This window comes from Roseinatronobacter sp. S2, from assembly GCF_029581395.1.
Taxonomy (GTDB): domain Bacteria; phylum Pseudomonadota; class Alphaproteobacteria; order Rhodobacterales; family Rhodobacteraceae; genus Roseinatronobacter.
Genome location: NZ_CP121115.1, coordinates 461887 through 484133 on the forward strand (window position 1 = coordinate 461887; position 22247 = coordinate 484133).

Here is a 22247-nt window from a genome sequence, read left to right on the forward strand (position 1 = left end):
ACCCTGCATATGGGATTACCCAAGGGAAATGGCGGGGCTTTCATGCGGATGGTCGCCTGCGCGCCGTTCATTTATCGTTTTTTCCTAATTGACTTGTTCAAGTTGGCCATGGCCAACTTGAACAGCGTTTGTGATGATAGACATCAGATATGTGTCTGGGTTCTTAACTTCATCACCTTTACTTGCAATGCGGTTCTGTTGGATCAGGGTTTCCTTATAGCCAATCTTCACAATGGCCTTAGTAAGGGTGCTTTCCTTTATTCTTAGCATTCTCCCAAACTCGAAGATAATCTGAACGACCATGTTCTTCGTGCTGGGTATGTCTGGATAGAACTCTGACAAACACGCAAGACTTCTCCAGAACTCTGGAAAAGGATTTGACGTTGTTTTTTTTGTATATGATTTTGGTGGCTCTTTGTGGCGGTCATTTTGTCCGTCTGTGGCGGGCAAATCGGCTGCTTTATGACACTGCTCTTGTGTTGGTGCATCTTCCTTTTCTGTGTGTTCAGCTGTGTCTTGCTGCATCTGTGCGGGGCCAATAACGTGCCTGGACGTGTCCATCAGTATACTGGTCAGCTTCGTGATGATAGCGTGCGCTTGCGTCAGTGTGGTGCCGGCGCGCCGCATGATATTGCGGGTGGCGTCCAGAAACGCGCTTAGTTCCTCGGTCAACGGCAGGCGCTGGCAATCCATGCGTAGCTTCTGAATGTAGGACCGCAGACCGCGCAGTTCTGTCGCTTCCTTGCGGCGTGTTTCCGCCAAGGTGCACAGCTTTTCAGACTGTTCCAGAAGCGGGGACAGATCAATCCCGAAGGCGCCTACGACGCGCCCGTTGCGTTGAATAGGGAACCGTTTGCCGTTTGCGCTGTCTTTGCGCCGGATAAGTCCAACTTCTTCAAGGCGTTCCAGATGCCGGCGTAGTTGACGGTCCGTGATACCTTTGGCCCGGAAGCATAGCGTTGCATTTGCCGCGTAAACTGTCAGCAGTGTCAGCGGTGTGATGGGATTGTCTGCGCCGGATTTCGGATCTTTGCATGGCAGGCAGCTTAGCAGGGCATCGATTACCATGACCGATGGCGCGCGCAAGCCAAGGTCTTTCGCGACAGTGTTGACCGCGGCCATCAATTCTCGTCTTGCTATGGGTTTGAAGAACGGTTGTTGCTCAACAGTGCCCATACCCTGAAGGGGCAGGGGGTGTTGCAGGGCACAGCTCTGCCGTGCCTCGACTTCAGAAGTCGTGACTTTTTCTGGTTTCATGTGATTTCAGACGGCAAAAGTTTACCGTTCACCAAAATCGGTGTTGCAGAGATTCAATTTTCGGGGTACCAATGAAGTGCTAGTAAATCGGGACCCTCTGGAGTGCTTCACCGCCTTCGGGGGGTTTCTTTTTGCTCTTAGGTCTGCCTCCTTGCTCGTTGTTGTTGCCTGCACCTTATGTGTTGGCCATGGCCAACCATAATAGAATCAATGAGTTACTGGTATTTTGTTTGATTATCAGCCATTACGACTTTTCCAATCCTCATAGATTTTCTCCAGATTTTCTTCGACAAAGCCGATGAAACCCTGTTCTTTCTTTTCTGAAACCTCGATCACAAGGCGGTTGCCCTTGGTTCTGAACAAAACCGGCGTCTTATCTATCCGTGTCAGCGGGACAGCCGAAATTGGTCCTGCCTTCGGTTTTGATTCGCGCGCTAAGCTTTCCTCGATCGCCTGCAATGCCTCGATTGTGGATGACAGCTTCTCTGCGGGTGATCCGTGATCCGGTATAAGGGATAGCATCTCGCGTTCGCGCGGGGCGGCTTCGATCTTGACCAAGCGTCTTAGTTCAAGCCATGGCCTGCGACCGGCATCATGGGCTGCGCCAATCTTGTAGATCACGGCATCCGGAACCTCGCGGGCAACGCCGATAAGCTTGCTTAACGTGCCCTTATCAACGGCAAGGACATCGCCGATCTCGGCCCTGGAGAAGCCTTGCTCTTCCAGCTTTGTTGCGAAAATGGCCTGCTCGATGAAGCTACGTTCAAGGCGGGCAGAGTTTTCCAGCGCTTGAGAGACCAATGCCTCGCGCTGGTCCATTTCCTTGATATAGGCCTTGACCTTGACCCCAAGCACACGACAGGCGGCGATCCTGCGGCGGCCATATACGACCTCATACCGCGGTCCTGCCCCGCGACGATACCGAAGCAGCGCAGGCAGCTGCTGTCCCGAAGTGCGTATGGACTCGATCAGGTCGCCCAGACCCTCGTTCACGTCAAACCGGTCTGCAATTTCGGAATCGGCAATCTCGTTGACATCTACGTCCTGGGCTGATTGCGCCGAAACCTGAGAGAGCACGTCAGACATGCTTTTGAGCGACCGAGGAGTGCCCTCTGCCGCTTTGGGTGGTGTTGCTGTCTGTTCAGGCGCTTTGGTTCCCATCTGCGCCAAACTCTTGGCAAGAAGATCACGTTTCATTGGTGCCCCCCCGACCCCATGCGCTTTGGATCATCTTTTCAATATCGTCAGAAAAACTGATCACGGATTCCAAAGCGCGATCATATGTTTTCCGGTTCTTGGACCCTGCCAGATCAACCTCGAAAATGGTTTTCTGCGATAGTCCTGCTTCACTGACAGCAGAGGATTTGACAAATGGCGTTTTGATCACGCTATCGCCAAGTAGTTGCCGGATCCATTCCGCCAAATCCTGTTGCGTGCTGATTGCAGTGTCAAAACGAGTAAGCAGGTAGGCAAAATTATCGTAAGACCCGATCCCGCCATTGGAATGCAACACCTCTAGCACACCTGACGCCATGGTCAGAAACTGGCTTGCCGATGCCAGATCCACGCGTTCGGGAATAATCGTCATAAGCAGAGAGGTCGACGCACAAACGGCGGCCATCGTCAGGTAGCCCAGTTGTGGCGGGCAATCGATCAGGACGATATCGTAGTCATCCTCTACCTGCCGTAAGGAATCCCTGATCCGGTTGAAAAATACGGGTTGCTCGCCCCTGCTTAACGCCGTGGGGGTTTCAGTCTCAAACTCCGAAAGCATGATCCCGCCGGGAACAATATCCAGATTGGGGAAGTAGGTTTTGCGCAAAACATCCGTGATCGGACTGCGCGACGTGTCCCCGTCATTGTAGCGGATTGCGTCATATAGTGTTCCGCCGTGCCGAAAATCCAGCTCGGGTTGATATCCGAAAAAGGTCGTCAGCGAGGCCTGCGGATCGGCATCGACCAGACAAACGCGATACCCGCGCAATGCCAGCCGCATGCCAAGCGTAACTGTCGTCGTTGTCTTGCTGGACCCGCCCTTGAAGTTGACGGTAGACCAGATTTGCAGCTTGTCGCCAGGACGTCTGCCGGGAAGAAACTGGAACTGATCCTTGGCATTTTGTGACAGGATCTTGCGAATTTCGAGGATGTTCTCGGCGGTATAGAGGCGTTTGTTGTTCAGCCCTTGTTCAACCTCGGGAATGCGGTCGTCAAAATGGGCTTTGCGAAGATAGCCATCGCTTACGCGCAACAGTTCCGCGACTTCGGCAGTTGTAAAGCTTCTTAAGGTCTTTTCTTCTTTTGGCGCGAGGAAGAGCTTGGACATATGCTCAAGCGCCTCAGAGAGCCTGCCTGCGTCTTCTCTAAGCTTGTCATGTAGCACTGGTTCCATTTTTGCCCGCCCGATTTTATTGATCGATCTGCGTTACTTGCTCCAAACTGTCCCGCCAGGTTACAAGAAACGCGAAGGATGCATTATTCATTCTTTTCGCGTTACAGGTATGCAGGCAGACGGATGGAAACTCAAGGAAAAATATTGTCGTGCATCTTGCGCTTGCGAAACATGTTACTACTACATGAAGCAGCAACGCCGCGGGGAAACTTCAAGAAGGTTGTTTAAATCTTTGTTTTTAAAGTATAGTTTCACACCAAAGTTATCCACAGGAGTTGCAGCCGGGCAAATGACGCGTGACCCTCTGACGTTGCTCATTCCATGTTAGTAACGCTGTTCTCTGCTTTACAAGCACTTGTTTGCATTTCGTCACCGCTTAGTTGATTCTTTCGATGGCCGCGCTCTCTGGACGAGGAGGAGTGGGATTGGCGTCTGATGCCGTTACTCGCGGGGGGATGGCCAGCCGCTCTGCCCGTTTCAGCCGCATTTTAACCGATGATGATGAATGCCATCTTCTGAGGGGCGCGTTCGCGCATCGCTTTCTGTCGCAACATTCCACCGGAGGCAAGGCCGCCATCCGGATTTCAGCGCCCGCGAATGGGGCAGGGGGGCGGATCCTTCGCAGATACGCGCGCATAGCCGGTCGGGGGCATGAAATCCGACTTTTTCACCTGCCGGCACGTTTAAACGGCTGCTTCTAAATGAACGCATGGGTGAACCATAGGGCGGCACGCAGGCGGAGAATACAAGGCGCTACGGTGCTGTCGGTGTGTATGCATGAGTAGTAAGCAAAAATAATATATTTCGCGCATATAAGGCATGCATCACTGCCAGTGTTTGACCAGCGGGCAAAGGGCTGATGATGGAAAGTGCGCGGTTTTCGCGCAAAAGCTGGCTGCGGGGGAGGGGCCGCAAGTTTGTCAATCTATCCCTGATTGCTTCATTGCAGCGTCGCGCTGTTGGCATTTCCCGTCGCCGTATGACACAAAGACGGCTGGCTGTTCGGGCAGCCCAATATGCAGCATCCGCATCCGGCAGCGATGGCACTTTTCGACAAGCTTCATGCTGCGGGCTATGCCGTGGCCCGCGCGCCCTATCGCCTGAGCGCCGAGGGTCGGTGTGATTGGCGAAAGTGCAGGGCGGCACTTCTGGGGCTGGATACACCGCCGGAATTTGAACGCCACGTCAAGCCGTGCCCCTGCCAGATCTTTCGCTGTTTCGCCAAACGTAAGCGGGACCACCTCGAAGATCAGTTCTGGATGGCGTTTCTGCATCTCGACAAAGACCGGTGACAGGATGCCTGACCGCCAGAGCGGTCTGGTCCGGCCCCGATCCTTGTTGTCATTTTCGCGCTGATCCTGCGCTGGTTGCCCGCGACAGGCTATGTTCCCTTCAACGCCTCGCCCGCAGATTGGCTGGCATCGCTGGCGCTGCCGGTGACGGCCATTGTGCTGCTGGCATTCTATCAGGCGCTTGGCGCGTCGATCTATTTGTCGATGATCGTTTTCGGCATCATGCTGTCGCCCAGCTTTTTCCGGCTGACGCGCAACCTTGTCATTGGCGTCAAGCATGAGCTGTATATTGACGCCGCCCGCGTTTCGGGCCTGTCGGACCTGCGCATCATCGTGCGGCATGTCTTGCGGGTTATCCGCGCGCCGCTGGCACAGGCCGGCTTTCCCGACGGGCTTTCGGTAACCATGCCCGCGCTTGCGTCCATGGCCAATATCAACCCCGTCATCGAACAGCACTTGCCGAAATCGGTGTGGCGGTTCAATGGGCGTCCATTGCGCCGAACATGACCATCCCGGAGCTGCGGTCCGGGCGGTATCCGATTTTCATTCTGCCCTTCGGCTATCAGGGTGACTGGGCCGAGATGAATAAGTTCGCGCACCCCGACTCCCCGTGGAACCCGGTCGGGTATGAGGATACCGAGCTGCTTGGTCTGGTCGACAAGGTGCAATATGCCGCCGCAGATGATCAGCCTGCAATCTATCAGGAGATCAACACCTATCTGGTCGAAAATGCATGGGTCGCGCCATGGTACAGGCCCGATAACATCTACCACACCAACAGTTCGGTAGATGTGCAGCCGCAATCGGGCAATGTCGTGCCGTTCCTGCGCAATTACGCCCGTCAGCAATAGCGTCATTCCATCACTTTTCTTCCTTGGCGGAACATGTGGCGGTCACAGATGTGACCGCTCTTTTTTTCGGCTTCCGGCGGTGTCATGTTCAGATGGAACCGTAAGGCTGGTGAATTCTGGCCTGAAACCGTCGCCCAAAGGTGCGCAACTAGACCGCAGGTGGCCAGCAGCACCCGACCGGATGTTTTAACCTGATCCGACTACGTTGCAGCACTTTGGGTCAGGTCACATGCTGCGGGGCAGGGGGCCGGTGGTCAGCACCGCTCATCTCGCAACCGCAAGTTACGTTTTGTCCGACAGGAATTCAGGCAACTTTTTTACCATACCCCTTAGAATTCCGATGAACTTGTCGCGTTCGATTTCCAGACCACGGCGGTTATGTGTTGCGAAGTAATAGGTTGCACACACACTCGGCTCGAATGGACGCAAAGTAATATGGCCCGGTGGCCAGAACCGCGCACTGAAAGGTTCAATGACCCCTATTGCCAGCCCCTGCGCGATCAGCGAATAGGCGGTCAGCGACGTGTCTATTTCGAATGAATCGACGAACGGAACCTTGCGATCCTCAAGTATCTGGAAAACTTCGCTCCAGCTCGCCGGGCCGTCGGGCCGGATGCGCAGAATCGTTTCACCGGAGAGGTCCTCGGGAAAGATAACTTCTTTTTCGGCCAGCGGATGAGCAGAGGGCATCACGCAAACCTGACGGACGTGGCCGATCAGCTCGCGTTTGCTACCGGGCATCTTAGGGATCTGAGACCCGATAGCGATGTCGACGGAAGCGTTTTGCAGGCGCAGGATGATCTGTGACAGCCGGTGAGAGTGGACAACGATGTTCACATCGGGAAAGCGGGCCTTGAAGGCTTTCAATACCGGGGGCAACAGGGTCGCTGCAAGCGAATGTGTCACGGCGACGCGCAGCACCTGACCCCCTTCGCCGCGAATGTGCCTGGCCGTGTTTTCCAGGCGCTGAATGCCCATAAAACTTTCTTCAACAGCCTCATAGAATGCCAGGCCGTTCTGAGTGGGTGTCAGCGTCCCTTGCTTGCGGTTGAACAGACTGAATTTCAGGTCTGTTTCAAGGTCGGAAATAAGCCGACTTACTGCAGGCTGGCTGATGTGCATCATTGCTGCCGCAGCGACCATAGAGCCGCTGTTCATCACATGATTGAATGCTTCGAGTTGCCGGAACTTCATCAGCCAAATATAACATTTGTGTATATATTATTAAATAAAATAATTTGATTCTATACTGGAACCTCCTCATGTTTGCCGGATCACACGAGGAGACGTTCGTGACTGAAGCAGTGAGCAGTTTTTCAGCCACCTATTTGATAGCCCGAAAGCGGTTTTTGGCGGAAGCGCGGGAACGGGGTTTGCCACATGAAGCATTCGTGCACCCCATTCAGGACCCGTTGCTGCCCGAAGCCGTGGTGGATGTTGTGCGCATGGGACCGCGCGACGCGCGCAAAGTTCTCTTTGTGACATCGGGTGTTCACGGAACCGAACTGACCGCCGGGTCTGGTGTCCAGCTTCAGTTGATTGCAAGGTTTGCCGACACGCTTCCTGCCGATTGCGCGATGGTGCTGGTTCATGCCGTGAATGCAGTGGGGTGTGCGCGCCTGTCGCGGACGGATGAAAACAACGTGGACCCCAACCGAAATATCCTGGGGTCATTCGAGGACCTGCCTGACAACGCCGCCTACCAGGCGCTGCACGCCGATCTGTGCCCAGCAGTTTGGCCAGAAAACCGCGACGGGCTGGACGGCGGTATTTCAGATTATGTGGCCCAGTATGGCGAGAAAGCCTTGGTTCAGAACGTTCTGAAAGGGCAACATAGCCACCCCGATGGCCTGTTCTTTGGCGGAACCTTCGAGAGTTGGACTGTCAGGAACCTGACCGCAATCGTGCGGGCGCACAGTCAGGGGGCTGCGCAATTGGGTATTGTCGATCTACACACAGGTGTCGGGCCTTATGGCTTTGGCGAAGTGATGCGCATGGACCAGCAGCCTTTGGCCGGCGCGGAGTGGGAAAAAATCGGCAACCTGATCTGTGATGTGCTGGACCGTGTCGACGTGGGCCGCCCGCCTGTAAAGGTGATCTTGGAGTATGGGACTTATCCCTTCAGCCGCGTCCTGAACAGCTTGCGGGCAGATAACTGGCTGCGCCACTATGGGTCCGTGCACACACCGCAGGGACGCAAGATCAAGAAGGACCTGCAAGACGCGTTGTTTGCGGATGATCCTGTGTGGCTATCGGAAATTTCGCGGCAGGGACTCGAATGTTGCCAGGCTGCGCTGGATGAGATGATCGCATTTGACATGATGGCCGATGACTTCAAAAACACCCTTATTGGCAAGACGTCGTCTGACGCGGTCTATCAGTGCCTTGAAGCGGTTGCGCAGAAGAAAATCGGTGCAAAGCTCTTTACTGTTATGGACTATGTGGCGGGCCGGAATATGGGCCGCCGCACTTATTCGAGTGATCCCGAAAACTATCCGGTATCGGGTTGGATAAGCCTGTCGGACAATGACTGGTTTGATTGCGTGGTGCGGAAGCGCAAGACCTATGTTGCGAATGATAAACAACAGATATTCAGGGATTTTGCGGATGCCGCGCTGATCACCAGCCTTGGGTGCGGCGCAATCGTGAACCTGCCGCTTATTCATGATGGTGAACTGGTGGCCACGGTCAATCTGCTGAACAGCGAAGGTTACTTCACCAACCAGAAGCTGGCGGTTGCCAGCCAGATTCTACTGCCGCTGGCGCGCATTGCCTATCTTGCGTCCAAAGAGCTTAATCAAGAACCCCTACCAACGGAGTGAAGACATGATCCATTCAACATCTGCCAGATTTTTCGCGACCAGCTTTGCTGTCGCCCTTGCGGTGCCTGTAACCGCTGACGTCAAACTGAACCTTGCCAATGAATACCAAGCCACGACATTTGCGGCTGTGGCGGACAATTTCTTTATCGACCGGGTCGCGGATCTGACGGACGGATCGGTGCAGATTGACTATTACCCCGGCGGGTCGCTTGGGTTCAAATCCATAGATCATTTCGATTCGGTCGGTGATGGTGCAATAGAAATCGCGAACACATTTATCGGGCAGCTTTCCGGCATCAGTCCGGTTTTCAGCCTGCCGTCCATGCCCTTTCTTGCCACATCCAAAGATAAGGCGCTGGCATTGGAGGCAACACTAAGCCCCTACTATGACGCCGTATTCGGTGATGCCAATCAAATGTATCTGTTCAGCATGCCTTGGCCACCGTCGGGCATCTGGACACATGAGACGCTGGACAGCCCAGCGGCACTGGAAGGCATGAGGGTGCGCGTGGCGGATGTGACGTCTATGCAAACCTTCCGCGAAGCCGGTGCAAACCCGCTGCAAATCAGCTGGGCCGATGTTGTGCCGCAGTTGTCGGCCAACGCACTGGATGCAGTCATCTCGTCGGCAGAGGGGGGAACCAACATCATGCTGGGTGAATTCCTGCCCCATTACACTGCTGTCGACTATGTGATCCCTGTGAACGTTATGCACATGAATCTCGACACCTTCGAAAGCCTGAGTGAAGCCGAACAGGCAGCAATCATTCAGGCGGCCGAAGACACGTCCGATTTCATCTGGGCCGAGCTTGAACAACGTCTGAGCGACACATACGATGATCTGGCGGATCTTAACATCAACGTGCACCTGAATCCGAATGCTGAGCTGATGGCAACGCTTGAGGCGGCCAGCGCCGGCGCGTTGGAAGAGTGGATGTCAAGAATGGGCTCGGATGGCGCGGCGATACTGGACGCTTACGCAACCGCTGCGCAGTAAGCATGGCAAAGGGCGGGGCTGAACATCGATCAGGTCCGCCCTTTTCATAAGGATTGAGTCCGTGGCACAGTTTCTTGGCGTTTACGCCCGCTTCACCACCCAACTGTCGAATGTGGCTGCACATTTCGCAATGCTCGCAATCGTTTTGATGGCAGGGCATATTCTGCTGGAAATTGTTCTTCGGGCGGTCTGGTCCTCATCAACCTTTGTCATGGGCGAATTCGTGGGTTACGCAGTTGCCGCGATGACATTTCTGGGGTTGGGTGCCGCGCTGGATGACAAAGTTCTGCTGCGGGTCAATATTTTACTGCAACCGCTGAAAGGCAGGGCAAGGGTCGCAGCGGAGATTGTGAATGCTGCTGTTACCTTAAGTGTGTTCGGGTTCATCACATTCTTCCTGATCCGGCAGTTGCTGCGCAACTATGAGCGTGGCACCACGTCCATTTCCGTTCTTGAGATACCATTGTGGATTCCGCAAAGCTTTGTCGTGGTTGGCTTTATTGTCTTCTGCATTCAGTTAACGGGTTTGATCGCCAAGGCGCTTCATGCGCCTGAAGATATCGACTGAGGTTTTCACATGGGACCCTATGAAATAAGCCTGTTCGTACTTGTTCTTATCGTCATCACGCTTGGTTCAGGTATCTGGATCATGGCGTCGCTTGTGATTGTCGGACTGTTCAGCATGTTCTTCATTGCTGACTTTAGTCTGATAAGGATGGGTACGATTTCGGCGACGATCATTTCGCGCAATTCCATGTCCTGGGAGCTTTCGGCGATTCCGCTGTTTATCTGGATGGGTGAATTGCTGTTCCGGACGCGTCTATCTCAATCCATGTTCGAGGGGTTAACACCTTTCGTAAACCGAATTCCGGGGCGATTGCTGCACACAAGCGTTCTTGGGTCCACAATGTTTGCAGCCGTGTCTGGCTCCAGTGCCGCAACGACCACGACAGTCGGGCGCATCACCGTCGGGGAACTGCTGGCCCGGGGCTATGACCGGGCGCTGACGACCGGTTCACTGGCGGGGGCGGGCACACTTGGTCTTATGATCCCGCCTTCGATTATTCTGATTATCTACGGCGTCATTGCCGAAGTGTCGATTATCCGACTTTTCGCGGCTGGTCTGCTGCCAGGTTTATTGATCGCTTTTCTTTACAGTGGCTATATTGTGGTCCGTGCATTGATGGACCCCGCAATCGCACCCAAGCGCGACACAGCCTATACCAAACATGATTTGTTCATCGCGGTCCGTAAGCTGCTTCCTATAATCATCCTGATGATTGTTATTCTTGGCTCGATCTATTCCGGCGTCGCCACCCCGTCAGAAGCGGCGGCCATTGGATTGGCTGCAACAATCATCATCACGGCGATCCTGCGGCAGTTCACCTGGGCGGTGTTTTACGATTCCCTCAAGAGCGCGGTGAAGGTGTCCGCGATGATTACCAGCCTCGTCGTTTGCGCTGCGGTCCTTGCGTCGGCCATGAGCTATGTGCGTCTTCCGCAATCCATAGCAGAGGTTATCGTAAATCTTTCTCCAAGCGAGTTTCAACTTATCCTGTTGCTGGCGGCTTTCTATATTTTCTTGGGGTTGTTTCTGGATGGCACGTCAATCACGGTCATGAGCTTGCCTATCACGATGCCGATTGCGATGGCCGCCGGGGTGGACCCTATCTGGTTCGGCATTTTTCTGGTCGTCATGATTGAGTTGGGCCAAGTCACACCACCCGTGGGATTCAACCTGTATCTTTTGCAGAACCTAACCGGAGACAGCTTGCCGAAAGTTGCACGGGCGACATTTCCGTTCTTTGTGTTGCTGTGTCTGGGGGGCGCAATCCTTTACATATTCCCACAGATCGTCCTTTGGTTGCCGCGGGTCATCTACGGCTAAGGCGTTCAGGGCCAGCTTCGATTCGGAACCCTCTCATTGAAATGCCCCGCCGTTTGATCCGCCACGCGGCTCAAGGGGCACATTTTGATGCGCTTTCAGCACATTGAGGATGCCGTCAAAGAGCTGCTCCAAACGCCGCGCTTTCGCCGCAATGTCTGAGATTCAGCTAAGCGTTCTCTCCACGGGGCCGGCCGTAGCGGCAGGCATCATTTGTCAAAGGGGGCGGGTATAAGCATCAATGTCTTGCCATATTTCACTTGTAAAAATGAAATTACATTTGTAAGAAAAGATACTTTCTGTTGTGGAGGACGGAGAGCATGCACCGAAGGTGGGGTGCAGATTGTCATTGAAGGAGGAACACATATGTCCAGATTCGCCCTTTCCGTTGCTGCGGCAGCGATGCTTGCAGGCGCGTTTCCAGCCGTCGCACAGGACGGCACGACAACCAAAGACAGTTATCGTTTCGTCGTCATCCCGAAGGTGGTTCACCCGTGGTTTGACAAAGTGAATGATGGCGCACAGATGGCTGCTGCCGCGATCGAGGCGCAGACCGGGGCCACCGTGGAAATCAACTATTCCGCGCCGCAGTCAGCGGATGTGGTGCAGCAAAACCAGATTCTTGAAAGTTCTATTGCAACACGCCCGGATGGTATCGCGATCGATCTTCTTGATCCGGCGGGCAACCGCGCCTCGCTTGAGGACGCGCAGTATCAGGAAATCCCGCTTGTGCTGTTCGACAGCGTTCCGCCCGAAGGCATGATGATTCCCTATATCGGCTCGGATTTTTGCGAGCAGGCCAAGATTGCCTCGCGTCGTCTTGTTGAGATTCTGAATGAGGAGGGTAAGGTCGCGATCATGATGGGCGTGCCCTCGGCCCCGAACCATTCGATCCGCGCCGAATGTCACCGCGAGGTGTTTGCGGAATACCCTAACATCGAAGTGGTTGCCGAAGGCATCGACAACGACGACATCCAGATCGCCCAGCAGCAGGCGGCGGCTATCATGCAGGCCCATCCCGAACTTGACGGCTGGGTTGCATCCGACGCGGCCGGGCCGGTTGGCATTGGACAGGCCATCGTCGAGGCTGGCAAGCAGGGCGAGGTTCAGCTTGTCGGACTCGATAATCTGGACGAGATGCTTGACCTGATCCGTGACGGCGTGGCCGACAGTTCGTCCGCGTCCCAGCCTGAGTTGCAGGGCTACTGGTCAGTGATGCTGCTGTGGCAGCAAGCGACGGGTGCGCCGGTGCCAAACTTCATAGATACAGGCAACGCCTTTATTACTCAGGACAATGTCGACGGCTGAACGGCCAAGGCACCTTTATCGCGGGCCGCAGAAGCGGCCCGCGTCACCCCTGAGTGATGAGGTAACGCATGGCCTATCTCGAGGCGCGCGGCCTGGGCCGCGATTTTCCCGGCGTCGTCGCGCTTGACGATGTTGATATCGATGTTGAAGTCGGGCGCACCCATGTTCTGATCGGCGAGAACGGCGCGGGTAAATCGACCTTCGTCAAAATGGTCACCGGCACCGATATGCCGTCGCGCGGTACTATACGCATCGACGGTCAGGATACCGCCGAGTATCCCGAACTGTTCCGCTATATAGCCTATGTTCCGCAGGAGTTGAGCCTGTTTCCGCATATGACGGTGGCCGAAAACCTGCTTATGCCGTTTCACAGATCCGGCTTTCGGGGGCTTGTGAACCGCCGCGGGATGGAGCGTGTGGCGCAGAGCTATCTTGACCGTTTCGGCATCGAGGCGCACCCCTCGGATATTGTGCACCGCATTTCCGTGCCCGATCAGCAATTGCTTCAGATAGCGCGTGCCTCGACCAATACCGAGATGAAGGTGTTGATTCTGGATGAGCCGACATCTTCGCTGACATCGGTCGAGGTGGAGCGGGTATTCAGGGTAATCCAGGATTTCCATGATCGTGGCATCGGTATTGTCTTTATCTCGCACAAAATGGACGAGGTGTTCGACATCGGTGACGATTACACTGTGCTGCGCAATGGTCGCAAGATCGAGTCGGGTGTGCTGGGTGACACCAGTGAAGACAGGCTGATCCGCGCCATGTCGGGGCAGAAACTTGAGCTTGGTGCCGAATTTCGCCCCGAGGTTTCCGCGACGACCTCGACGGTGCCAATCCTGCAGGTTGACGCGCTGTCGGGCGACAAGTTCGACGATGTGTCGTTCCGGCTTGGGCAAGGGGAAATTCTGGGTTTCGCGGGCCTTGTCGGGTCCGGGCGGTCCGAAATCATGCAGACAATCTTTGGCTATCGCAAAGCCCGCGCCGGACGGGTGCGCATGCAGGGCGAACCGTGGAAGCTAGGTGATACGGCGGCAAGCGTCGCGGGCGGAATGCTTTATCTTTCCGAGGAACGCCAACACCACGGTATCTTCCCAAACCTGTCTATGCGCGAGAATATCGGCCTGTCGATTCTGGACCTGACGAATTCTCCCCTTGGGATCCGTGCCAGGAAAGAACGCGAGGAGGTGGACAGAATCATTGATGAGTATGAGATTCGCACGCCTTCGCGGGAGAAGAAGATATCGCACCTGTCAGGGGGAAATCAGCAAAAGGCGATCATCGGTCGGGCCATGGCGATCCAGCCGAAAATCCTGATCTTTGACGAGCCGACGAAGGGGATAGATGTGCGCACCAAGGCGCAGATATATCAGATCATGAAAGGACTGGCAGAACAGGGTATAGGCATCATTCTGGTGTCGTCTGAAATGGACGAGTTGCGCAAATGCGCAAACCGCATCATCGCCATGCATTCCGGCAGGATTACCGGGGAATTCAACACCGCGACGACAGACACTGAAACCCTTGTCGGCGCTATTTTCGCAACGGAGGAACAGCATGTCTGACATGCAGACGACCTACAAGACCAAAAGGGCGGAAAGAGACGGGCCGCTTGCGGCCTTTGTCCGCACACCCGTTCTGGGCGTGCTGGCTGTTTTGATTGTCATCTTCGTCGCCTCGGCGCTGCTGTCGCCGTATTTTCTTACCGGCTACAATATGTCGGTCGTCGCGCGTGGTCTGGCCTTCGTCGCGTTGGTCACAATTGGACAGGCTTCGCTGATGCTGCTGGGGGAACTCGACCTGTCGCTGGGCACCATCGGCGGCTTGGCCGGAATTGTCACGGGCATGCTGATGGTCAACGGCGGGATCGATCCCTGGATCTCGATCCTGCTTGCACTGTGCCTCGGCGCCGCGCTCGGGTTCATCAATGGGTTCCTGACGGCGGCACTCAGGCTGCATTCTCTGGTCCTGACCATCGGCACGGCCGGTATCTATGGTGGCGCGATCCTTGTGCTGACGCGCGGTGTGGCGATCACCGGTATTCCGCCGGAAATTCAGTTCCTTGGGCGCGGGACGATCTGGGGCGTGCCGATGCCCTTTGTCATCATGCTGGTTGTGCTTGCCTTGGCAGTATTCCTGACCCTCAAGACGCCGTTTGGTCGCTACATGTATGCCATTGGCAGCAACCGCGACGCTGCGCGGATGCTGGGGATCAAGGTTGACCGAATCCGCGTTCTGGTGTTCGTGATGGCCGGTGCGCTTTCGGCGTTGGCAGGCGTGTTGCTTGTCGCGCGACTTGGCACGGCGCAGCCTTCCATCGGTAACGCATGGGTGCTTGGCCCCATCGCCGCCGCCGTGATCGGCGGTGTCGCGACCACCGGCGGCGTTGGAACCATTATCGGGGCCATCTTCGGTGCTGCAATCATCGCTATCATTGAGAACATCATCGTGCTTTTTGGCGTTTCCCCTTATTGGCAGGGGATCGTTAGTGGTGCCATCGTGGTTATCGCCATTTCCTTCGATGCGATTTCGCGCCGGTGGCTGCGCAAGGAGAATTAAGACATGAACGACACCATTACCAAACCCCGGCGTGCCAAGAAACTGTTCAACGCGCCTGAAGCCATTATTAGCGAAGCGATCGAAGGCATGGTGTCTGCCCATCCCGACATGCTGCGGATCGCGGGTGATACCCGGCGCGCGGTCGTTGCGGTTAACGGGCCGCGCGACGGCAAGGTCGGTATAGTGATTGGCGGCGGTTCAGGTCACGAACCGGCATTTGCGGGCTATGTCGGGCGGGGTCTTGCGGATGCTGCGGCCGTGGGTAACGTGTTTGCCTCGCCTTCTCCTGAACAGATTCTTGACGGCGTGCGCGCAGCCAATGGCGGAGCAGGGGTGCTGATGCTGTATGGCAATTACACAGGCGACGTGATGAATTTTGACATGGCCACCGAGGAAGCGGCTGGTCTGGGCATTGAATGCAGGTCCGTCGCTGTCGCTGACGACATCGCCTCCGCTCCGAAAGGGCGTGCGGACGAGAGGCGGGGCATCGCCGGTGATTTCTTCGTGTTCAAGATTGCAGGGGCCGCCGCTGATGCAGGGCGCGACCTTGCAGACGTGGAGGCGGCGGCACGGCATGCGCTGAAAAACACCAAATCGATGGGCGTTGCCTTGTCCGCCTGTTCCCTGCCCCAGACGGGCAAGCCGAATTTCGAGATTGGCGATGACGAGATGGAAATCGGCATGGGCCTGCATGGTGAACCCGGGATGCGGCGCGGCGCGCTGGCCCAAGCCGATGCGGTGGTGGACGAGCTGATGACACCGATTCTGGACGAACTCGCGTTGCGCAAGGGCGACGAAGTGGCGGTGCTGGTCAACGGTCTTGGCGCTACCGGACTGCTGGAACTTTACATCCTGCATCGCAGGGTTGCCGCGCTGCTGGCCAATCTGAATGTGAAGATCCATTATTCCTGGGTAGGTGAATATGCGACATCGCTGGACATGTCGGGTGCGTCTGTCACGCTGATGAAGCTTGATTCTGACCTGAAAGTCCTGCTTGATGCACCGTGTCGCACCGCAGCCCTGACCGTTGGAGCAGTGTCCGGATCAACGCCCCCCCACAGCACGTTCAAGGCGAGGACCGTTCACGCCGAAGTCACAGCACGCAAGCCCGAGGAACAGAGCACCAGAAATCTGGCCACCGATGGCGCGATCACGCCGCAGATATTCCGCGCTATGGTGAACGCGGCCGGAGAGAGGATTTCGATCGAGGCTGACCGTTTATCCGAACTCGACGGTTTTATCGGCGATGGCGATCATGGCGTGACCATGGATATTGGCTGGAAAGCGGTGCGGCAGGCCTTGGCCGACAGCGCCGAATCCGAAACCATCGAGACATCCTGCAAACGAATGGCGAAGGCGTTCCTCGATGCGGTCGGCGCGTCTTCCGGGCCGCTATATGCGACTGCGTTTTTGCGCGCGGGCAGCGCGATCAAGGATCGGCTGAATCTTGATGCGCAGTCCATGGCGACGTGGATCGAAGCGGCCTGTCAGGGCGTGCGCGAACGCGGGCGCGCCGATCCGGGTGATAAGACGATGGTTGATGCATGGGTGCCCGCAGCAACCGATGCGCGCGCTGCGGCAGACAGCGGCGCCGATGTGATCGCTACGCTGGATGCTGCCTGCGCCGGCGCGAACCGGGGCATGGAGGCGACCCGCGACATCGAAAGTCGCCGCGGACGGTCTTCGAAACTTGGCGAGCGCTCAATCGGGCATATAGATCCGGGCGCGGCCTCTACCGCCGTCATCATCGGTGCGATGCGCGATGCCGCGAAGGCGGCGCTTGGTTGAACGTCACAGGGTGGCGCAGCGCGAGCCGAGCCACCCGACCATCCTCTCAGCGCCGTTCCAGAAGCGCACGCGCCACCTCCTCGTTCGTGGCAAGGCGGTTGACGTAGCCGCCCCGCAAGATCGCGCGGATGGCCGCGAACTTGCGCATTCCGCCAGACACCAGAATCGGGCAAGGTTTCAGCTTCAGCTTGTCGGGCGGCAGGGCAATGATCGTTTCATTGATGAAATGATCGACGGGCCGCCCTTCGGCGTCAATGTAGCAGCCCAGAATTTCGCCCACCGCGCCCGCCGCAATAATGTCGACCAGATGATCCTTGATGACGCGCACCTGCGTCAGCGAACTGGCTTCATCCACCGAACCGCAACTGACCAGCGCCACATCGGCAATCTCTGTGCGCGCCAGAACATCTGTCAGCTCGTCGATCAGCAACAGCGCATCGCGTGCGGCTGCGGACGCACAAAAGATTGGAGCAGTCAGATAATGGCATTCGACCCCCAGCTTCTGCGCCATCTTCGTCGCCACATCGAATGAGTTCGATCCGGTTGCGCGCGTGATTCCGCCGATCAGGCCAACCACCCAGCTTCCCTCGCTTGGGCGGGCGGAAAGCCCGCGCACCACGAACGAAAGTGTGCGGCCCGACCCAATGCCTATTCCCAGATCGTGCCCTTTGATCAGCGGTGTCACCATCGTGCCCGCCGCCTCGCCTATCAGCCGCTTCTGAAGCAGATAATTTTCTACATCCGGAACGACCACCACATCCTTCAACCCATAGGCATCGGCCACTTGTTCGGCCAGCCTGCGGCAGGATATAAGCGGCATGTCCAGTTCGATTTTTACAAGCCCGTCACTGCGCATCTGACCTATCACACGGTTAACCTTCAGTCGTGTGATATCAAGACGTTCGGCGATTTCCTTCTGCGTCAGTCCGGCGATGAAATAATACCAGCCAACGCGCGCCCGTTCGTCAAGCGCGTCGAAATCCTCGTGGGCAAGGTCCGGCGACTCTGGTTCGTTATGTTCTTTCATACACGTCTCTTATCCAAATCCAGAACGACACACCACGATCGAGTTCGGGACAACTGAAGAGCAGCTTTAGCAACAAGACCTGCCGGCGGCCCTGACGCACCATAAAAACGCATCCTGCAAGATCGCACAACGGTCACCATTCTATGTGAACCTGGTGTTCTGTTCCATTTGCCCCCTCCCTGTCCAAGAAACGCTGCGTCGTCACCTGCCCGTTCAAGTAGACACATACATACGTTACCGGGCCCGAGCAGGGTAGGCTTGATTCATGCCGTTGTGGACTGCCCCAAAAATATCGGGTTCCTTTAAAGATTCCGCGCGCCCCAGAGGAACCCCGCAAGGCTATCGCCGCCCGAACTGTGACCATAGCGCAGGATATCCGCGACACCCTGCGCCGAAGGGGATGCGCCCTCTGCCAGCAGCCGGTGCCATTGCGGCATCGCATGGCCAGCTGCCGCAGCACGCAAAAAGGCCCCCAACAAGGTTGTTGTCGCGCGCAACGCCTGTGCCGTGATGGTCTGGCACAAGATACTTGGGGCAGGATGGGCGACATTCAGTGCCAGCATCAGCCCGCACAGGAAATCATCGCCTGCGGGGGTCAGCCCCTGTCCCAGCCCGGCCAGTTCCCCGGTGCCGCGCCGCAGTGAAGCTTGGCAATGCCGGTGAATGCCGCGCGCCAGTTGCGCGAAGGCGGGCTGCGCTGATGCCCCGTCCTGCGCTGGTTTCAGAACATCGCGCAACAGGTATGAGCGGTGCAGATGCGGCAGCGCTGCCTGGTCCAGCGCGGCGGTGACAGCGGGCGTGCCCGTCGCATCGGCAAATGCGCGCGCGGCGGCGATTTTGGGCCCCATGGACCCGGCGGCAAACCCTGCTTCATCAATTTCGGCGCTGTAAAGCGTGGGCAGGCGGCGTAGCTGCGCTGTGCCGAAATCGGCATAAACACCGTCCACATCCGTGGCCAGTACCAGCAGATCGGCCGGAATATGTGTGGCCAGCAAACCAGATGCGCGGTCCTTGTCGATGACAGCTTCGACGCCTTTCATGCTGCCGTCCGGCTGCGCGACAACCGGGATACCCCCGCCACCATTGCAGATGACAACAGCGTTTTGTTCCAGCAGCCAGCGGATGGGCCGGTGCCACAGAATGCGTTCGGGAAATGGCGAGGGTACCACGCGTCGCCACGTCGTCCCGTCACGCTTGAACTGCCAGCCATGCGCGGCCGCAAGTTTATCGACACCTGCCTTGTCCAGAACGGGGCCGACGAATTTGCTGGGGTCTATGAATTCAGGGTCATGGACGCTGACGACAATGCGCGTCAGAATGGTTGTGACCGGGACATCATAGCCCAGAATATTGCCCGTTTCCTGTTCCAGCACATAGCCGATCATGCCGCCGGTTGCTGCGCACATGTCATCCAGCGTATAGGGTTCGGCAGCTTCAAAAGCCTGCGCCTGATCTTGTCGTGCTGGCCAGTGACAGCCTGCGCGCGCCGGGCCTTATGGCTGATCCCGACCTGTCGGCACGCATCCTGTTTCAGGCGACCAATGCGGCCATCTGGGCGGTCTATGTCGGCGGGTATGGGATCATTGATGGCGGGGCGCACGCATCGCTTGATGGCGCCGCGCTGATCGATGCGATGCGCCCTGTTTCGGAGAAAGATCGCGCGCGGTATTGCAAATTGCAGGACGCAATCCGCCCGTTTCTGCTCGCGTGATATGGCAGAAGGCTGATGTGCCAGTGTGGTTTTGCTGTGCATATTGGCGGCGGGCTTTCGCGCATACCCGCGTTCATTTAAATGTCACGCGACATGTAGCTGCATTCGATTGTGACCATCAGCGCGTCTGCGATTGCCAGAGTGCAGATCTATTTTTCACGCTCTAACTTCAAGAGCAGTATGAAGTTGCCAAAATCAGCCGTGTTAGTGATTTCACAGCAGGGGTTGATTTCAAAGGTGCGCATTTTCCGAAACCGGTGATCCTGTTCGCGGTATTTTTCTATCTGCGCAAGCCCCGTGTTCTGTCGCAACCTCGGAGAGACAATGGAAGAACACGGAGCCGATATTGACCACGCAACCCTGAACTGTTGAGTGGAAAAGCCCACCGCCTTGATTGCGGGAAACGCCCGCGGTTCATCAAGCGCATCACCGGGCGAAGTCATGTTCAGCGTCAGACATAACATCAGTAATATGAGTAATTCTTTACATATGAATTCAACCTCCGTATTGTTTGTCCGACGGAGGTGCTGAAAACCTGTGCACATACACCCAAAACAGGACAAAATAAGGGGTTTTAGCAAAATGTGGAGGAATGAATGGCCATGATTGAGGGTGGAAGCGCAACAGTGTGTCGGGCAGAGATTTTTCATGCGCACCCTGACGTTAAGGGCGGAGCCCCAGCCGTAACAGCGGGGCGCGCATATGAAGCGTGATGTTATTATCAATGGCGGCGGGCCGGTCGGTATGGGGCTGGCCATTACTTTGGCGCAGCGCGGCTGCCATGTCACTATGGTCGAGCGGCATCATGAGCCGCAGCCGATACCGAAAGGCCAGAACCTTACCCAGCGCACCACTGAGCATTTTCATTTCTGGGGCTGCGAAGAAGCGCTGCGCAATGCACACCCCATACCCGAAGGCGGTGGTATCGGGGGGCTTACGGCTTATGGCACGCTTCTGGGGGAGTATGCGCAAAACTGGCTGGACCGTGGCAAGGTGCAAGATTTCTATCACACGCGGCACGCCCGGCTGCCACAATACGCGACCGAGCGGGTATTACGCGACAGGGTGGCGGAACTGCCCAATATTCAGGTGCTCTATGGATTTGAAGGTGTGGCGCTGTCGCAAGACCGGGACAGCGTAGCACTGGAAGTCGCCAGACGGGGTGACACATCGACCGAAATCTTGCGTGCGCATTATCTGGTTGGCTGCGATGGAAGCCGGTCTTTCGTGCGCAGGGCGGCGGGAATCGCGGAATCGCGCGAAGATCACGCAAGGCAGATGGCGTTGCTGGTGTTTGAAAGCGAAGAACTGGACCATTTACTTAAACGCTATCCGGGCAAAGCGTTTTACAATGTGCTCAACCCCGAAAATGACGGGTATTGGTGGTTCTTCGGTCGGGTCGATCATGGCAGAAGCTGGTTTTTCCACGCGCCGGTGCCGACAGGAACCACTGCTGATAACTTTGATTTCGCCGCCCTGCTGCATCGTGCTGTCGGGCAGCGTTTCGATTTGCGACTGGATCATGTCGGGTTCTGGGACATGCGGTTTTCACTGGCGGACCAATACCGCAAGGGGCGGGTCTTTATCGCGGGCGATGCGGCGCATAGCCATCCGCCTTATGGCGGCTATGGGGTAAATAGCGGGTTGGAGGATGCCGTGAATCTTGGCTGGAAGCTGGCCGCCGCCTGCGCTGGCTGGGGCAGCGAGGTATTGCTGGACAGCTATCATGAAGAACGACACGCGGTGTTCGAATCGACCGCGCGCGACTTCATTGCCCGTTTCATTGAACAGGACCGCGCGTTCCTTGCGACTTATGACCCCAAGCGGGACGAGGCCGCATTCCTGAAAGCCTGGGCGCGCCGCGCCGATATGGATGAGGTGGTGCATTTTGCGCCAAACTATGCTGGTTCGTCGATTGTCGGCGGGTCAGCCGTGCGTCCGGGTGCGCGGGGTGATCACCGCTTTGCGGCGCGGGCAGGGCACCATCTGGCACCGGCGCGGGTGAATGGCGCAGGGCATTTGTTTGATGCGCTGGGGCAATGGTTCACGCTTTTCATCTTTGATGATGACGCAGACGCCCGCGCACAGCGGTTCAGTGCAGCGGCAGCGGCATTGGATATGCCGCTGAACATCCGCCATCTGCCAGATCCGGGACTGACCGAAAGATTCGGCGCAACGATGGTTCTGGTCCGCCCTGATCAGTTTGTAGCCTGGGCCGGGGCCGATGGTGCAGCGGCAGAAATTCTTGGCACCGCGATGGGTGTGGTGGATGTTGTCCGGCCTGAGCGAGCGACCGGAACGTAAAACATACTGCAACTGCGTAATTTCGAAGTGATCTTGCGAATTTGCGATATGGTT

General features: G+C 56.5%; 19 protein-coding genes. 13 read left to right on the forward strand and 6 right to left on the reverse strand.

Translation table 11 applies throughout. The annotated features are described in order from the left end of the window. Positions 1-84: 84 nt before the first annotated feature. The 3 genes from P8S53_RS18955 to repA all read right to left on the reverse strand — a co-directional run bounded on the left by P8S53_RS18955 (position 85) and on the right by repA (position 3580). The gene (locus P8S53_RS18955) at positions 85-1257 is read right to left on the reverse strand and encodes a helix-turn-helix domain-containing protein (RefSeq protein WP_277806876.1); all 1173 of its coding nucleotides are present in this window, start codon (positions 1255-1257) and stop codon (positions 85-87) included. Positions 1258-1494: 237 nt separating this feature from the next. After that, the gene (gene repB / locus P8S53_RS18960) at positions 1495-2454 is read right to left on the reverse strand and encodes a plasmid partitioning protein RepB (RefSeq protein WP_277806877.1); all 960 of its coding nucleotides are present in this window, start codon (positions 2452-2454) and stop codon (positions 1495-1497) included. Further along, on the reverse strand, positions 2444-3580 hold the full coding sequence (repA, locus tag P8S53_RS18965) for a plasmid partitioning protein RepA (RefSeq protein WP_373418536.1): 1137 nt from the start codon (positions 3578-3580) through the stop codon (positions 2444-2446). Before repA ends, repB begins: the two co-directional genes overlap by 11 nt. Positions 3581-4662: 1082 nt before the next feature. Between repA and P8S53_RS18970 the strand changes: the two genes are divergently transcribed. The 3 genes from P8S53_RS18970 (at position 4663) to P8S53_RS18980 (ending at position 5789) form a co-directional block, all read left to right on the forward strand. Beyond that, a complete protein-coding gene (locus P8S53_RS18970) occupies positions 4663-4938 on the forward strand; it encodes a hypothetical protein (protein WP_277806879.1) in 276 nt (91 codons plus the stop codon). A 75-nt stretch (positions 4939-5013) separates the two neighbouring features. Further along, on the forward strand, positions 5014-5445 hold the full coding sequence (locus P8S53_RS18975; RefSeq protein ID WP_277806880.1) for an ABC transporter permease subunit: 432 nt from the start codon (positions 5014-5016) through the stop codon (positions 5443-5445). Then, complete coding sequence (locus P8S53_RS18980; RefSeq protein ID WP_277806881.1) at positions 5442-5789, forward strand: hypothetical protein; 348 nt, start codon at positions 5442-5444, stop codon at positions 5787-5789. The genes P8S53_RS18975 and P8S53_RS18980 overlap by 4 nt, the downstream gene beginning before the upstream one ends. A gap of 282 nt (positions 5790-6071) precedes the next feature. Here the strand turns inward: P8S53_RS18980 and P8S53_RS18985 are convergent, their stop codons facing one another. Beyond that, a complete protein-coding gene (locus tag P8S53_RS18985) occupies positions 6072-6983 on the reverse strand; it encodes a LysR family transcriptional regulator (protein WP_277806882.1) in 912 nt (303 codons plus the stop codon). 98 nt (positions 6984-7081) lie between these two features. Between P8S53_RS18985 and P8S53_RS18990 the strand changes: the two genes are divergently transcribed. The 8 genes from P8S53_RS18990 (at position 7082) to dhaL (ending at position 17151) form a co-directional block, all read left to right on the forward strand. Then, positions 7082-8611 carry a DUF2817 domain-containing protein gene (locus tag P8S53_RS18990; protein ID WP_277806883.1) on the forward strand — a complete coding sequence of 510 codons (1530 nt, stop codon included), beginning with the start codon at positions 7082-7084 and terminating at the stop codon, positions 8609-8611. Positions 8612-8615: 4 nt separating this feature from the next. Further along, the gene (locus P8S53_RS18995) at positions 8616-9608 is read left to right on the forward strand and encodes a TRAP transporter substrate-binding protein (protein WP_277806884.1); all 993 of its coding nucleotides are present in this window, start codon (positions 8616-8618) and stop codon (positions 9606-9608) included. 61 nt (positions 9609-9669) lie between these two features. Beyond that, a complete protein-coding gene (locus P8S53_RS19000) occupies positions 9670-10176 on the forward strand; it encodes a TRAP transporter small permease subunit (RefSeq protein WP_277806885.1) in 507 nt (168 codons plus the stop codon). 9 nt (positions 10177-10185) lie between these two features. Continuing rightward, complete coding sequence (locus P8S53_RS19005) at positions 10186-11496, forward strand: TRAP transporter large permease (RefSeq protein WP_277806886.1); 1311 nt, start codon at positions 10186-10188, stop codon at positions 11494-11496. Positions 11497-11859: 363 nt separating this feature from the next. Continuing rightward, a complete protein-coding gene (locus P8S53_RS19010; RefSeq protein ID WP_373418537.1) occupies positions 11860-12801 on the forward strand; it encodes a substrate-binding domain-containing protein in 942 nt (313 codons plus the stop codon). 68 nt (positions 12802-12869) lie between these two features. Beyond that, positions 12870-14369, forward strand: coding sequence for a sugar ABC transporter ATP-binding protein (locus tag P8S53_RS19015; RefSeq protein ID WP_277806887.1), 1500 nt, complete (start codon positions 12870-12872; stop codon positions 14367-14369). A 1-nt stretch (position 14370) separates the two neighbouring features. Then, positions 14371-15363, forward strand: a complete 993-nt coding sequence (locus P8S53_RS19020) for an ABC transporter permease (protein WP_373418556.1) — start codon at positions 14371-14373, stop codon at positions 15361-15363. Between the two features lie 3 nt (positions 15364-15366). Next, positions 15367-17151 (forward strand): dihydroxyacetone kinase subunit DhaL, encoded by a 1785-nt coding sequence (gene dhaL, locus P8S53_RS19025; protein WP_277806889.1) that lies wholly within the window; start codon positions 15367-15369, stop codon positions 17149-17151. Positions 17152-17197: 46 nt separating this feature from the next. On the opposite strand, the gene P8S53_RS19030 is transcribed toward dhaL, so the two are convergent. After that, the gene (locus P8S53_RS19030) at positions 17198-18178 is read right to left on the reverse strand and encodes a sugar-binding transcriptional regulator (RefSeq protein ID WP_277806890.1); all 981 of its coding nucleotides are present in this window, start codon (positions 18176-18178) and stop codon (positions 17198-17200) included. A gap of 302 nt (positions 18179-18480) precedes the next feature. Continuing rightward, positions 18481-19584 (reverse strand): DUF2877 domain-containing protein, encoded by a 1104-nt coding sequence (locus tag P8S53_RS19035; RefSeq protein WP_277806891.1) that lies wholly within the window; start codon positions 19582-19584, stop codon positions 18481-18483. 53 nt (positions 19585-19637) lie between these two features. Here P8S53_RS19035 and P8S53_RS19040 point away from each other — a divergent pair, with 53 nt between their 5' ends. Together P8S53_RS19040 and P8S53_RS19045 are read left to right on the forward strand one after the other, a co-directional pair. Further along, positions 19638-19889, forward strand: coding sequence for a hypothetical protein (locus tag P8S53_RS19040; RefSeq protein ID WP_277806892.1), 252 nt, complete (start codon positions 19638-19640; stop codon positions 19887-19889). Between the two features lie 702 nt (positions 19890-20591). Next, entirely contained in the window at positions 20592-22193 is a 1602-nt protein-coding gene (locus tag P8S53_RS19045) for an FAD-dependent monooxygenase (protein ID WP_277806893.1), read from the forward strand. Positions 22194-22247: the final 54 nt, after the last annotated feature.